The sequence below is a fragment of the Streptomyces sp. NBC_01261 genome, from assembly GCF_036226385.1.
In the GTDB taxonomy this organism is placed as follows: domain Bacteria; phylum Actinomycetota; class Actinomycetes; order Streptomycetales; family Streptomycetaceae; genus Streptomyces.
Genome location: NZ_CP108463.1, coordinates 712,434 through 725,353, shown reverse-complemented (window position 1 = coordinate 725,353; position 12,920 = coordinate 712,434). Strand labels below are relative to the sequence as shown.

General features: G+C 69.6%; 13 protein-coding genes. 3 read left to right on the top strand and 10 right to left on the bottom strand.

Features of this window, described 5'->3' with window-relative positions:
- Nucleotides 1-34: 34 nt before the first annotated feature.
- The gene (locus tag OG226_RS03115; RefSeq protein WP_329347772.1) at nt 35-802 is read right to left on the bottom strand and encodes a M23 family metallopeptidase; all 768 of its coding nucleotides are present in this window, start codon (nt 800-802) and stop codon (nt 35-37) included.
- Nucleotides 803-965: 163 nt separating this feature from the next.
- Between OG226_RS03115 and OG226_RS03110 the strand changes: the two genes are divergently transcribed.
- A complete protein-coding gene (locus OG226_RS03110) occupies nt 966-2,243 on the top strand; it encodes an SH3 domain-containing protein (protein ID WP_329347771.1) in 1,278 nt (425 codons plus the stop codon).
- A gap of 105 nt (nt 2,244-2,348) precedes the next feature.
- The gene (locus tag OG226_RS03105; protein WP_329347770.1) at nt 2,349-3,242 is read left to right on the top strand and encodes a M23 family metallopeptidase; all 894 of its coding nucleotides are present in this window, start codon (nt 2,349-2,351) and stop codon (nt 3,240-3,242) included.
- A gap of 39 nt (nt 3,243-3,281) precedes the next feature.
- On the opposite strand, the gene OG226_RS03100 is transcribed toward OG226_RS03105, so the two are convergent.
- From OG226_RS03100 to tnpA, 5 genes are all read right to left on the bottom strand, one after another.
- The gene (locus OG226_RS03100) at nt 3,282-4,700 is read right to left on the bottom strand and encodes a serine/threonine-protein kinase (protein WP_329347769.1); all 1,419 of its coding nucleotides are present in this window, start codon (nt 4,698-4,700) and stop codon (nt 3,282-3,284) included.
- The gene (locus OG226_RS03095; protein WP_329347768.1) at nt 4,697-5,482 is read right to left on the bottom strand and encodes a serine/threonine protein kinase; all 786 of its coding nucleotides are present in this window, start codon (nt 5,480-5,482) and stop codon (nt 4,697-4,699) included. The genes OG226_RS03100 and OG226_RS03095 overlap by 4 nt, the downstream gene beginning before the upstream one ends.
- Before the next feature lie 465 nt (nt 5,483-5,947).
- A complete protein-coding gene (locus OG226_RS03090) occupies nt 5,948-6,673 on the bottom strand; it encodes a hypothetical protein (protein ID WP_329347767.1) in 726 nt (241 codons plus the stop codon).
- 13 nt (nt 6,674-6,686) lie between these two features.
- A complete protein-coding gene (locus OG226_RS03085; RefSeq protein WP_329347766.1) occupies nt 6,687-7,325 on the bottom strand; it encodes a SigE family RNA polymerase sigma factor in 639 nt (212 codons plus the stop codon).
- Nucleotides 7,326-7,635: 310 nt separating this feature from the next.
- Entirely contained in the window at nt 7,636-8,058 is a 423-nt protein-coding gene (tnpA, locus tag OG226_RS03080) for an IS200/IS605 family transposase (protein WP_329347765.1), read from the bottom strand.
- 203 nt (nt 8,059-8,261) lie between these two features.
- On the opposite strand from tnpA, the gene OG226_RS03075 reads away from it, so the two are divergent.
- Complete coding sequence (locus OG226_RS03075; protein WP_329347764.1) at nt 8,262-8,846, top strand: hypothetical protein; 585 nt, start codon at nt 8,262-8,264, stop codon at nt 8,844-8,846.
- A gap of 66 nt (nt 8,847-8,912) precedes the next feature.
- On the opposite strand, the gene OG226_RS03070 is transcribed toward OG226_RS03075, so the two are convergent.
- From OG226_RS03070 to OG226_RS03055, 4 genes are read right to left on the bottom strand one after another with little or no spacing between them, the layout of a single operon-like run.
- Nucleotides 8,913-10,154 (bottom strand): ABC transporter permease, encoded by a 1,242-nt coding sequence (locus OG226_RS03070; RefSeq protein ID WP_329347763.1) that lies wholly within the window; start codon nt 10,152-10,154, stop codon nt 8,913-8,915.
- Complete coding sequence (locus OG226_RS03065; protein WP_329347762.1) at nt 10,151-10,843, bottom strand: ABC transporter ATP-binding protein; 693 nt, start codon at nt 10,841-10,843, stop codon at nt 10,151-10,153. The genes OG226_RS03070 and OG226_RS03065 overlap by 4 nt, the downstream gene beginning before the upstream one ends.
- Nucleotides 10,840-12,093, bottom strand: a complete 1,254-nt coding sequence (locus OG226_RS03060; RefSeq protein WP_329347761.1) for a hypothetical protein — start codon at nt 12,091-12,093, stop codon at nt 10,840-10,842. Before OG226_RS03060 ends, OG226_RS03065 begins: the two co-directional genes overlap by 4 nt.
- On the bottom strand, nt 12,080-12,634 hold the full coding sequence (locus tag OG226_RS03055) for a hypothetical protein (protein WP_329347760.1): 555 nt from the start codon (nt 12,632-12,634) through the stop codon (nt 12,080-12,082). The genes OG226_RS03060 and OG226_RS03055 overlap by 14 nt, the downstream gene beginning before the upstream one ends.
- Between the last annotated feature and the right edge of the window lie 286 nt (nt 12,635-12,920).

The following is a 12,920-nucleotide window of genomic DNA, read 5'->3' as shown; positions in this document are numbered from 1 at the left end:
GGAGTCGGGTGTGGGCGCTCGGGTCGGAGAGCGGTCAGCCGCACTGGCGGGCGACGTTGCCCTTGTCGTCGCCCTTGAGGTAGATCGCGCTGACGTAGCCCACGCCCCCGGAGTTCAGGGGGAGTTCGATCCACTTGTCGTTGCTGTAGCCCTCGGCCGTGACGAGCTGGCCCGTCTTCCAGCAGTTCGCCGGGTAGCTCTCGTTGGGATACACCTTGCTGACGGCGTCACAGCTGGTGGCCGTGCAGGAGCGGACGTTGGCCTCCGCCCAGGCGGTCACGGTGGCGCTCTGCCCACCACCGCCGCCGGGCGTGCAGGGCAGGTTCACCCCGCGGTCGCGCAGGTACGGCACCGGGTCGATGCCGCGCACCGTGGTGGACGTGCCGATCCTGACCCGCAGGTGCAGGTGCGGCCCCGTCGCCTCGCCCTCGCTGCCCATCAGGGCGATGCGCTGACCGGCCTGGACGTACTGGCCGACGACGACGTCGCGCTGGTACATGTGCCCGTACTCGGTCACCGTGCCGTCGTCGTGCAGGATGCGGATCCACTGCCCGTAACCGCTGGCGGGACCCGAGTTGATGACCTCGCCGGCGCCCACGGCGTAGATGGGCGTGCCCTGGGCGTTGGCGATGTCGACGCCGTCGTGGCTGTCGCTGTACCCCTGGGTGATGACCCCGGCGGTCGGGCACGAGGCGGCGAACGCGGCCGCGGTGGACGGTGCCGCGACGGCGGGCAGGGCCGCCGTCAACGGCAGCAGGACGGCAGCGGCCGTGACGAGTCCGGCGTACGGGAACAGACGCACGAGGCTTCCTCTCCGGTGAGTTCTGGTGGACGGCACGGAAGCTATCCGCGCCCCCCGGGCCGGCGGCATCCGGAACGTTCCGGAATGACGGAACGGCGCGCGGGCCGATAGGGCTGTGCATCGACAACCGCACTGTTTTCACGACCAGTTGGAGAGATGCGACATGCGATCCACCACCAGGAGACTGATACGGGGCCTGTGCGTCCTGCTGGTTCTGGGCGGGCTGCCGCCGGTCGCCGCCGCTGCCGCCGACGGCCCCGGCCACGAACGCCCCGCCGCCCGGCCGGCGACCGACTGGCGCATCGATCTCGCCGCCGCGTCGGCCGATCAGCACAACATCGACCATCGCGGGAACGGCGCGCTGACCATCGGAGACCGCCGCGCCCGCACCACGTCCACTCCCGGCAGGGCGTTCGCCGTGTACACCGCCCCGGCCCGCAGCCTCGGACGGCAGGCCGACGCGTTCACGATCCGCCCACGGGCCCACGTGCCGACGGGAACGCAGGTGGTCACCGAGGTGAGGGGAAGCGATCACCCCGGACGGTGGACGCAGTGGACCACCCCGGATCGCGCCGGTCGGCTACGGCTGGCGCAGGCCGTCTCCGTCGTCCAGGTGCGGCTGACCCTGCTCGGCAGCCGCACCGCCGACCCCGTGGTCTCGGCCGTCTCCGTCCACGCCGACCTCGCGCAGTCCGCTCCCCGGGCACCCCGCGCGCTGACGGCGGCCTCCCCGACGTACCGGATCTTCGCCACCCGGGAGGGCCTGGCCGGGCAGACCACGGCCAACGGCCATGTCATCCAGCAGCGCGACCACTTCGTCGCGCTGCCGTCCCGGCGGATGCTCGCCTCCAACGGCGGCCAGGAGTACCAGGTGCGGTTGTGCTACCAGCGCACGGGACGCTGCGAGACGGCACCGGTGTGGGACGTCGGTCCCTGGAACACCCAGGACGACTACTGGAACCCGTCCGCGCAGCGGCAGATGTGGCGTGACCTGCCGCAGGGCACGCCCGAGGCGCAGGCGGCCTACCAGTCCGGCTACAACGGCGGCCTGGACGAGTTCGGGCGCAGGGTCGCCAACCCGGCCGGCATCGACGTGGCCGACGGCACCTTCTGGGACGGCCTGGGCATGACGGACAACGACTGGGTGGACGTGACCTTCCAGCCGTCCGGCGACACCGGCGGGCAGTCGAGCGTCACGGCGTGGATGGAGGCCAACGTCCGCTCCTGCGCCTCCACCTCCTGCGGCGCGGTCAGCAAGGTGTACCCCAACGAGAGCTACCCGGCGAACTGCTGGAAGACCGGCCAGGTCGTCACCGACGAGGGCTACACCAGCGACAAGTGGATCGAACTGTCCCTGAACTCCGGGGGCGTGGGCTACGTCAGCGGCATCTACCTCAAGGGGGACGCGACTGGCGGTGTGACCCGCCAGTGCGGAACCTGAGCCGTCCCGTGCCGACCGTCACCCCGTAACGTGCCGGAGTCCCTTCCGAGCCGCGGTACGGCACCGTCGTTGCCTGCACACCGTGACGAAGAGAGGGCGAGGACCATGAGGTTGAGGCCGAGGGGAAGAGCGGGTTGGGCGGCGGCACTGTCGGCGCTGCTGATGACGGCGGGACTGTGCGCGAGCGCACCGGCCGCGTCGGCGGCGCCCACCGCCCGCCCCGACTTCCGGATGCCGTTCCCCTGCGGACAGACCTGGCAGCTGCAGACGTACCTGGGCCACGAGCCCGACGACAAGAAACTCGACATGTACCACGTCGACGGCCCGACCCTGGGCGCCACCGTCACCGCGTCCGCCGCCGGTACGGTCACGGAGTTCTTCGAGCCCGGCGGCGTCGAGATCAACCACGGCGGCGGCTGGTTCAGCGTCTACCTGCACATGGACCGGATCGACGTACACCTGGGCCAGCAGGTCGCGTCGGGGGAACCGGTCGGGCGGTTGGGGCTGGTCGGCACGGAGGAGGCGCATCTGCACTACGAGCAGCTGTACGACACCAACGGCGACAACGACGGCGAGACGGACGAGATGGTCAACCCGGTGCTCCAGGGCACCGAGTACCGGCTCACGCCCGACGGCCCGTTCCCCCGCGTCACCAGCACCAACGCCTGCGACGGCGGGGGAGGACAGCCGGCTCGGTACTGGGTGGACACCTTCGCCGACGCCACCGGCTATCCGGACGCAAACTGCGTGAACGGTGGCACACCCCGGTGCGCTGCTCAGGGCACGCTGCGCAAGGGCACCAGCTACGTCCTGTGCAGGAAGTGGGGCGACGAGGTCCGGGTCGGCGCGGCGTACAACCACTGGTGGCTGCTGACCGACCTCGACGAGGTCACGGCGGGCGGCCGGGGGCGGGCGTACGTCTCCGCCTACTACCTCGACCGTTGGGGCAACGACGAGGCGAAGGACAACGACGGCCGGGACATCCCCGCGTGCACCTGACCCGGCCGACGGCGGAGGCGCCGGCCGGATCGGGAGGGCTCACCTGCACGCGGGCAGGGCAGGCTTGTCCTTCGTGCGCACAGCGGGGAACCAGGCGGTGGAGACGGACGCGCCGGCCGGCAACCGGACGCGGTACCACTGGGTGGAACGGTGACCGAACTCGTCGGTCACCGGCAGCCCTTGAGGCAACCGGCACTGCGCCGTGAGCACGTCTCCGTGCCACACGCGGGTGGTCACCACGTTGTCGACGGTGTACGGCGACAGGGGGTCGATCGCCAGACCGAGGCTGCACTGCTGATCGCGGTCGGCCGCATGGGCCCGGCAGGTCGGCTCCACGTTGTACACCTTGATGGGGGAGGGGTCGGCGGTCTCGGAGACATTCTCGGCATGAACCGGGTCGTCCCGCGTCGCACCGTCGTCCGCGACGTGCACCCATACGGCGGCCGTCGCCGCACACACCGCGGTGGCCACCGCGGTGCCGAGGACGAGCCGTCGGCGGCGCTGACCGCCGCGGGCACGCGCCGCACCTGTGCCGCCGACCGTAGTGCCATCACCTTGGGCCGCTGCGCCGATGCGGGCCAGCAGGCCTCCCGCTGTGCAGGCGGCGCGTGCCTCATGGGTGGGAGCCAGGCAGTCGGTGGCCAGATCGCGCCAGAACCGCGGCACGGCGGGATCCAGGCGCAGCGACGCCCGTCCGCCTGCGTACTCCTGCGCCGCGGCTCCCCGTGCGGCCGGGGTCGCGCCGGGGAAGGGCGAGGTGCCGCCGGTGAACATCTGGTGGACCATGATGCCGAGCGCCCAGATGTCGGCGCTCGGCCGGGTCTGTACGCCGCGTTCGCCCAGCGGGGCCTTCCAGCGTTCGGGTGGCAGATAGTCGGGCGTGCCCTGGGGCGGGATCCACGCGTGCGTGCCGTGGGTGCCGTCGAGTTCCGCGGCCAGCCCGAAATCCGACAGGCGAACCGACCCGTCCGCCATCAGGAGAACGTTGTCGGGCTTGAGATCGCCGTGCACCCAGCCCAGGTCGTGCAGATGGGCCAGGCCTTCGCAGATCTGCGTCAGGATCCGATCGGCCTGACCCTCCGTCAACTCACTTTCAGCACCGATGAGTTGGCGCAGACTGTGCTCGGCGCGTTCCATCACCAACACGATCGCGCCGTCGAGTTCGGGATGATCCTGATCGTCCAGTACGAGTGAGTCGAGCACCCGGATCAGACGGGGATGCCGTGTCCGGCGCCCGAACTCGCTCTCGCGGTGGGCGGACTCCAGCAGCCCGCGCGCCTGCCGAGGGGCGAGTCCGGACGTGGGCAGGAACTTCAACGCGACGAGGGTCGGCTCGTCCGTCTCGCGCACGCTCCGGCCCTCGTAGACCCATCCCCAGCCCCCGTCCGCGATCGGCTCCCCGACCTCCCAGTCTCCGAGCCGATAGCCGGTCGGAACACGCTCGGCCTTCCGGTTCACCGGGCTGCCGCCTGCGTCTGAGCGCCGTGGCAGGCGGCAGCCGAACGTGACGGAAGCAGCCCCAGATGGGTCTCGCCGACCAGCCCGAACCGCAGGGCGATTCCGACCAGTGCCTCGCGCTTGCCGTTGCGGCGGGCGCCCCGGCCCGCGTCACGCTGCTCCGGCAGGACGATGCGGAGTTTCTCCTCGGCGAGGTAGTCGATGTGAGCACTCACCCCGCGGGCGGTGAGGCGCTCGCACTGCGGAAGCCGCCGCAGGCGTTCGACGATCTCGGGCGTGGTGGGAACAGCCAGTGCGGACTCGTCGCGCAGTCGCGGCTCGCACAGGGCGACCAGGACCAGGAAGTACGTGGCGGTCTCGTCCAGCGAGTACGCGGTCAGGGTCTGGGTGCCGCGACGGCCGCCGGCGGGCCCATGAGGGTCCAGGTAGGCGTGGTCGGGGGCGAAGACCTGGAAGCTCACCACGTGGTCCCGCGTAGGCAGGACCACGCGCGCGAACTCGAAGGGAATGGGTGCCGCCAGGCGGCGCGGTGGCACCCGCAGGTACTCGCCCGCGCCCTCCGGGTTCTCCACCAGATAGCTCTGTGTGGCGCTGTGGTTGCTCAGCAGCCAGTGGTCCTCGCTCACCCGGATCTCCCCGGCCAACCGCGACACCGCCGGATCGTCCAGCCGCAACTCCACAGCGACCGTGTCCGAGCCGCGGCCGAAGCGGGCGACCTCGCCCGCGCCGAGCCGTAGCGTCTGCGGCGGGTCCTGTGGCAGATGGATCAGTACGCCGCTCATCGTCCCCCGATTCCGGCCGCGGTCGAATTTCCCGCGCAGGCCGACTGCCTTTTGCCAACCCCTGCTTCCCGGTCCCCATTCCGGGCAGTTCGTCTTTCAGATAAGGCAGGCACACAAGCGCTGATCATTGCGCACACCCTCTTTACCCCGATTACTTCCACTTTTTCGCATGCAGGTCGAAGGAGCACACGAGCCCCATTGAATAACACCCCTGACGGAGTGCGGAGGTTGCATGCGCGAGGACTCTTGCACAAAGGTCGTCAAGCAAGCGTCTTCGTCACCTGTTCCTTGAGGTTCCCGGCGGTGGCGATGGTGGCGGCGCTTGCCACTGTCGCCTGAGTACGTTGCCGTCCCCGAGCTCGTCGACCTGTGAGTGCGCCCTCTGCGGAGCACGTCGTGCCGACCAACTCGGGCGGCAGCAATTGTGTGGCCCGGCGCCAGGAGAGCGGGGGAGCGGTAGGCCCTTCACCATCCCTGCATCTCCGCCACCTTCCTACCGTGGGCGTCGTACACACGGAAGACGGGCCCGTTCAACCTCAGTGCGCCCTCTTTGTCCATCGAGGCGTCTCGGGGGGCGCCGACGGCGTAGCTGCTCACGTAGGCGGGCTTCCCGCCCAGCCGCACGATGGGGAGTTCGGTGGTCCTTCCCTTGTCCGTCATCGTGATCCTGGCGGCGGGCGTCTTCCCGGTGTAGGCGAGGACGTACACCACGCCCTGGGGCAACGGATGCATGTTCATGGTCATCGGCACCGCGCCAGGCTGATTGACGTCGAGATAGCCCACGCAGGTGGGCTTCTCGTGACCGGGTGCCGCGTCACAGATCTCTCGCGGCTTCAGCAGGTACCAGACGCCGAGGCCCGCTTGCACCCGTTCTCCCGGGCGTACGATCCGCGCCTTCGGGTCACGGCTGGGTGCGTCGTGCCCGGAAAGGGAGTGTGAGGGGGCCGGATCGGCGCTGGTGACGGTGTGCGAGGGAGCGGACTCGGACAGGGACGCGACCGCGACGCTCACGGGTACCAGCAGTGCGGCGCCGAGGGCGGCGGCCGCCCATCCACGGCGTCGCTTGATGGTCCGGCCGCGGTGCCTGATCTGGTCGTGCGGGAACGGTGGGGGGACGTACTCGTGCGCGGCCTCGTCGAGTGCCTGCCACAGTTCGGGCAGCGGTGGCTGCGATGACATGTCGGTCGTCATGGCGTGTCCCCTTTCACCCTTGTGCCGCTGCGGCGGCGTAGTCGGACAGTGCCGCGCTGTCGCGCAGCTTCTTCAGGGCGCGGCTGGCCTGGCTCTTCACGGTGCCGACCGAACAATTGAGGATCTGCGCCGTCTGCTGTTCGCTGAGGCACTCCCAGTACCGCAGTACGACGACGGCGCGTTGGCGGGGCGGGAGCGCGGCGAGGGCGTCCAGGAGTTCGGAGCGGTTGACGTAGGTGTCGTGTTCGCTGATCTCGCCCGGCCGTGTCCGTGGTTCGGCCAGGTGAGGTGTGAGGAGCTGTACGACCCGTCGTCTGCGTTGCCGGGTGGTGTTGTTGTTGATCAGTGCCCGGCGGACGTACTGGTCGGGTGCGTCGAGGGTACGTATGTGGTCCCACCGCAGGTACACCTTGGCGAGGGTGGTCTGGACGAGATCCTCCGCTTCGTGGTGGTCACCGTTGGTCAGCAGGTAGGCGATGCGCAGCATCCGCGACCAGCGGACGGCCGCGTAGGTCTCGAAGTCCCCCAGATCCTGCAGACCTTGCTCAGACAGGTCCTCCTCTCGCTCCGGTCCCGTGCTGGTGTCCGTCTCCTGGACCGATCTCCAGGCCGCCGCTCTCCCAGAGGCGGCAGGCGTACAAGGGCTCGTCATACGCGCACCCCGGTTTCCCCGTTTCATCCGCTGTTCCGCGCTCCGGTCGTGGAGCGCGTACTTCTGTGAGTAACACCCTTGAGAGTTCGCGTGGGTTGCACGCGGCCTTGAACACGTGCCCGGGAAACAGGCTCGGTCTTTCGCCCGCGCGCGGGTGAAGCCGGTGTTGGCCGACATGACTGTGCGCACGGACACGTCCGTCGTGACACGTAGGCGTTTCTGCCGAGTGAGCGGGTCGAGGGGCCCTTGAGCGAGGGCGTCGGCCGTCGGCCGTCGCATGACGCGGTCGGAGCGAGGAACCCTGGGGTGTTCACGCTCGGGAGGAATCGCTTTTCTGGATTGCTCTGACGTGCAGATCACGACGGACGTTTTGCTGTTCGATGTACTCCTTGATGGCAGCCGACGGTGCTCCGCCGCTGCTCGCCGCGAAATATGAGGGTGACCGGAAGTGCGCGCTCCACAGGTACTTGCGGATGTGGTCGGGGTACTCCTGGCGGAGTCTGCGGGCGGAGACACTTTTGAGGGAGCCCACCAGTTTGGAGAGGGAGACCTTCGGCGGGTAGTGCACGAGGAGGTGGACGTGGTCGCGTTCGCCGTTGAACTCGACCAGCTCGGTTTCGAAGTCGGCGCAGACGGCGCGCATGACTTCCTCGCAGCGTCGGAGGATCTCGTCCGTGAACGGTCCACGCCGGTATTTGGGCGTGAAGACCAAGTGTGCTGCTTCCCGCAACATCGCCCAACGCGGCGAGGCTGTGCGGATTGCGGGGCGTGAGTCACGTGTCCCAGCACCTTCCTAGGTGTCTGGACGGAGGAGGGCACACCACAGCCAGTGGTGCCCTACCTCCAAGCCCGGTCGTTTACGGCCGAGTCAAGTTGACACAGGCCCTTGTCAGCAATCTGACCGGATCCTCATATGGTCCGGCCACAGTGGCCGCCATGACGAACCCCTCTCATCGCAGCCGGCCGGTTCCCGGCCGCTCCGCGCGGGCAGCCCTGTTCACCGGCATCGGCGCAACGAGCCTTGTCGTCCTCACCGCGTGCGGTGGCGGCGGCTCGGGCAGCGGGAGTGACAGAAGCAGTGCCGGCGACAGCGATGTCGCCTCGATCGCGAGCCCGGGCAAGGCAGTTGGGACACCGACACGGACAACGGACCCCGACGCCGGCCGCCCCGTTATCCGGCTGGACAGCTCCGCCGAGGAGACCAACCGGATGTGGGACAGCTGGTACGCCTGCCTGAGGGCGAAGGGCGGGCCGCTGAAGGGGGCGCCGACCACCCCGGCCGCGAAGGCCGGAGCGAAGGCCTGCGCGTCGAAGCAGCCGATCACGCCGCCGGAGCTGGACCCGGCCCAGAATCCGGACTACTCCGACGACTTGCGGGTCATGGTGAAGTGCCTGAACGCCCACGGCATCAGGGCCACCATGGTCGGCGACTCCGATTACTCGTTCGACCAGAGCCAGCCGAATCCTCCGCACTTCAATGAGATCGAAACCGCCTGCCAGGTGAAAGCCTTCCAGAAGTAGGCGCATACGCAAGGGCGTTGGGCCGCTCAACGGCCCAACGCCCTTCGCCCATGTCGCCCATGTCGTTCATGCCGACGCGAGGGCCTCGGTGGGGGTGAGGCGGGCGGCCCTGATGGACGGGTAGACACCGGCGATCATGCCGACGAGTACGGCGCCGCCGAACCCTTCCGCCACCGAGGTGAGCGGGACGACCGGCGGCCAGTGCTGGTAGGTGGCGTAGCCGACGGTGGCCAGGACGCCGAGGACCGTACCGGCCACACCGCCGAGCGCGGACAGTACGACGGACTCGGTGAGGAACTGGCCGCGGATCTGGCCCCGGTTGGCGCCCAGCGCGCGGCGCAGGCCGATCTCACGGCGGCGTTCGAGGACCGAGATGACCATGGTGTTGGCCACTCCGATACCGCCGACCAGCAGCGCGACTCCGGCGAGTCCCAGGAAAAGGGCGGAGAAGGTGGTCTGGGTGGCGCGCTTCGCGGCCAGCGCGTCGGACGGGCGGCTGATCTGGACCATGCCGGGCAGTTGCGGGTAGACCGTGGCGGGCAGCACGCCCCGGACCGCCTCCATGGCGGATTCCCTGACCTTGATGTAGATCACCGTGGGGTGTCCGTCGAACTTCAACTGGGCGCGGGCGGCGTCCCATCCGACGAGTACCGAGCGGTCGATGTCGGGGGAGAGCGGGGTCCGGGCAAGGATGCCGATGACCGTGAACCAGCGGTCGTTGATGTAGATCTGCGGGGCGGGTCCCCGGTCGTTCAGCTTTGCGAAGCCGAGCCGGGTGGCGGCGACCGAACCGAGCACCGCGGTGGGGAACCTCTCGGTGGCGGCGTTGAGGAAGCGGCCCGACCGCACCTCGGCGTTGATGGCCGGGAGCAGGTTGGCCTTGCTGGCCAGGATGCTGAGTCCGGCGTAGTCGCTGGGGTCGACACGGTCCGAACGATGCACGGTGGCATGGGTGTTGGCGACGGCACTGGCCATGGTGACCGGACCGATACGGCGGACCATGTCCACCGATTCCGGCGGGAGCAGCACCGGTGAGTTCGGGTTGGGGACCGGCTGCGCCTGGAGCATGTTGGTGCCCATCGCCGAGAGCTCGTTCAGCAGCGCCTTCTGGCTGGAGGCCGGGATCCCGGTGACGACGATCATGGTGGCGATGCCGATGGAGATGCCAAGGGCCGACAGCGCGGCCCGCATCTTGCGGGTACGGATGCCGAGCAGACCCAGCCCCAGAAGGTCCAGCGGGGCCAGCCGTACCGGCCTGCTGTTCGCCTCGGTGACGGCGGTCGGCGTCGCGGTGACGGTGGTGTTCATGACCCCTCATACGTGTCGGCGACGAGGCGCCCGTCGAGGATCTCCACCCGGCGGGGCAGCCGCTCGGCGATGTCCCGGTCGTGGGTGATGATCGCGATGGTGGTGCCCTCGTCGTTCAGCTCGGTCAGCAGTTCAAGGACGGCCCGTCCGTTGGCGGTGTCCAGCGCGCCGGTGGGCTCGTCGGCGAGCACCAGCGCAGGGTTGTTGACCAGGGCCCGGGCGATGGCGACGCGTTGGCGTTCACCGCCGGAGAGCTGGTGCGAGAGGTGTCCGGCCCGGTGCGCCAGGCCGACCCGGGCCAGCGCCTCCAGCGCCAGCGGACGGCGCCGGCCGCGCGGCACACCCGCGTAGAGCAGACCGGTGGCGACGTTCTCGGCTGCGGTGAGCCCCTCGGTGAGATGGAACTGCTGGAAGACGAAGCCGAGCCAGCGGCCGCGCAGCGCGGACAGCCGCCGGTCGGAGAGCGAGGAAACGTCCCGGCCGCCGATCTCCACGGTGCCGCTCGTCGGCCGGTCCAGGGTGCCCATGATGTTCAGCAGAGTGGACTTGCCGGACCCGGAAGGTCCGACGATGGCCAGCAGTTCACCGGTCTCGATGGCCAGCGAGACATCGTCCAGCGCGTTGACCCCGCCGGGATACGCCATGCTCGCGTTGCGGACGGTGAGTACCGGAGGGGTGCGGTCGGTCATGAGGCCGTTGCCACCTTGGTGCCCGCGGTGATGCCGGTGCCGGTCACTTCCACCAGTCCCTTGGCGAACATCCCCGTCTCGACGGCCAGCAGACGGCCGCCGGGGAGCTGGAGCGCGTAACCGCCGCCGCTCAGCGCGAGCAGCGCGCCGACCGGCACGGCCAGTACGCCCTTCTTGGTCTGCCCGGTGAACTGCACTTGTACGGGTGCGGAGTTGAGGCGGCGCAGCGCCGCCGTGCTGTCCAGCGAGACGGTCACCACCAGCTGCGGTGTGCCGCCGGAGTCACCGCCTGCCTGGTCGGAGGCCTGGGCATCCGTGCTGATGGCCGAGACGGTGCCATGGGCCTCGGAGTTGTCGGGCAGCGTCACGGTCGCCTTGTCACCCTGCTGGATCGAGTCGACGTCGGTCGCGTCCAGCGGCACCGACACCGACTTGGCGGTACCGGTGACCGACATCAGCGTTCCGGTGGCCGGGTCGCCGGGCTGCGCCTGTACGGCACCGACCCGTACCTCGCCCGGCAGCACCGCCACGTCGCCGGCGCCGAGGACTCCGGTGGAGGGCATACCGACCTGGGTCTGCCACCGCCCGACCGCCGCGATCAGGGAGGCGGTGAGCACCCCCTCGCCGGGCTTGACCCGGACGTAGGCCGGCGACGGGGCCGGCGACGGGCTCGCCGGAGCCCCCGACGCCGCTGTACCGCCCGGAGTCGCGCTCGCGGCTCCGGGCGGCTCCGGCCGCTGCGCGACCCAACTGCCCGACGCCGGCTGGGCGCCGATGTCGTAGCCGAGCGCCCTGAGGTTGTCCGCGACCACCTTGACGTCCCTGCCCATGAGACCCCGCGTGTCCAGGGGGCGGAACAGCGGTGTGGTCCCGTAGAACACCGGCACCGGACGATCGTCCAGCCGGTACAGGGACCTGCCCCTGGACACCTTGGCCCCCACCGTCGGCAGCTGGGTGACCAGGCCGTCCTTGCCGCCCTTCACCGATACGGTCCTGCCGTAGCCCAGGGTTCCGTTCAGCGAAAGGGTGCTGGACAGGTCGGTCCTGACCACCGCGACGGTGCTCACCCGGGGCGCACCGCTCGCCGCGGCGCCCGACGGCTTCCCGCCACTCCTCACCCCGGCCAGGCTGACCCCCACCACGCCTGCCGTGAGCAGTGCGGCCACCGCGATGACGACCCGTTTCCGCGCTTTCCCCGGCGCCGCATTGCCGGGCGGCTCGTCGGCCTGAGCGTACTCACTTCTTCGCACTGAATGCCTCCAGCCGGCAACTGCTCTCGATTGCATCCGAATTTGCCGGCTGGTTGTTGGAGGCGTAGTTCCAGCCCGCGTTGTCGGGCAGCCCGACAACCTTGAGCCCCTTGGAGTTCATGCACCTGATCCATTCGCGGAAGTCATCCGCGTAATGCGGGTTCTTCTTCGGGTCCGTCTCCACGGGCTGAAGTGGTTGCTTCGAGGCGCAGACCTTCGCGGATGCGGGAAAGTCCGAAGCGTTCACACCCGGGAAGATCCATTCGGCGCCCGCCGAGCCTTTCGTGTACGTCCTCACTCCGTGGTCCTGAAGGCATGACACCCAGGCGTTATTGAGCTTCCGGTGTTCCTCCTCGCTGCCGTCCAGGCGCAGTTGGGGGCGGCCGGAGTCGGGGTCGGCGCTCGGCCCGGCCGATCCGGCGCTCGCGGCCGGGCTGGAGATCGAGGCCACATCGGTGTCACCGGCCCTGCCCGCACCGGATGATCCGCCACCGCACGCGGTGAGCGCGGAAACTGCCACCACCCCGAGGGCGGCCAACACGACGGATCGGGACCTGGTGCTGTGGCCGCATTGGTTCGCCGGGTTGCGCAGTCTTCGGCAGCGCTGTGTCCTCAATCGCCGGACGGGCGGATTGCCGCCCGTCCGGCGATTGAGGACAAGCCACAGGGACCGTCCGGCGGCGATTGAGGACGAGCCGGCTACCGGACGGAGCCGGGACACGTCTGCGGCCACAGCATCAAGGCCTGGGCGGTCATTGGTGTTCGGCATGGCGGCCACCATGGCCGAGCGATATGAGGATCTTGTCAGGCTGCCATCTAAAACCTGT

Bases quoted from the DNA above. Each gene is read 5' to 3' on its own strand.
- OG226_RS03105 (WP_329347770.1), top strand. From the start codon at position 2,349: ATGAGGTTGAGGCCGAGGGGAAGAGCGGGTTGGGCGGCGGCACTGTCG.
- OG226_RS03070 (WP_329347763.1), bottom strand. From the start codon at position 10,154: ATGAACACCACCGTCACCGCGACGCCGACCGCCGTCACCGAGGCGAAC.
- OG226_RS03110 (WP_329347771.1), top strand. From the start codon at position 966: ATGCGATCCACCACCAGGAGACTGATACGGGGCCTGTGCGTCCTGCTG.
- OG226_RS03085 (WP_329347766.1), bottom strand. From the start codon at position 7,325: ATGACGAGCCCTTGTACGCCTGCCGCCTCTGGGAGAGCGGCGGCCTGG.
- OG226_RS03090 (WP_329347767.1), bottom strand. From the start codon at position 6,673: ATGACGACCGACATGTCATCGCAGCCACCGCTGCCCGAACTGTGGCAG.
- tnpA (WP_329347765.1), bottom strand. From the start codon at position 8,058: ATGTTGCGGGAAGCAGCACACTTGGTCTTCACGCCCAAATACCGGCGT.
- OG226_RS03075 (WP_329347764.1), top strand. From the start codon at position 8,262: ATGACGAACCCCTCTCATCGCAGCCGGCCGGTTCCCGGCCGCTCCGCG.
- OG226_RS03095 (WP_329347768.1), bottom strand. From the start codon at position 5,482: ATGAGCGGCGTACTGATCCATCTGCCACAGGACCCGCCGCAGACGCTA.
- OG226_RS03065 (WP_329347762.1), bottom strand. From the start codon at position 10,843: ATGACCGACCGCACCCCTCCGGTACTCACCGTCCGCAACGCGAGCATG.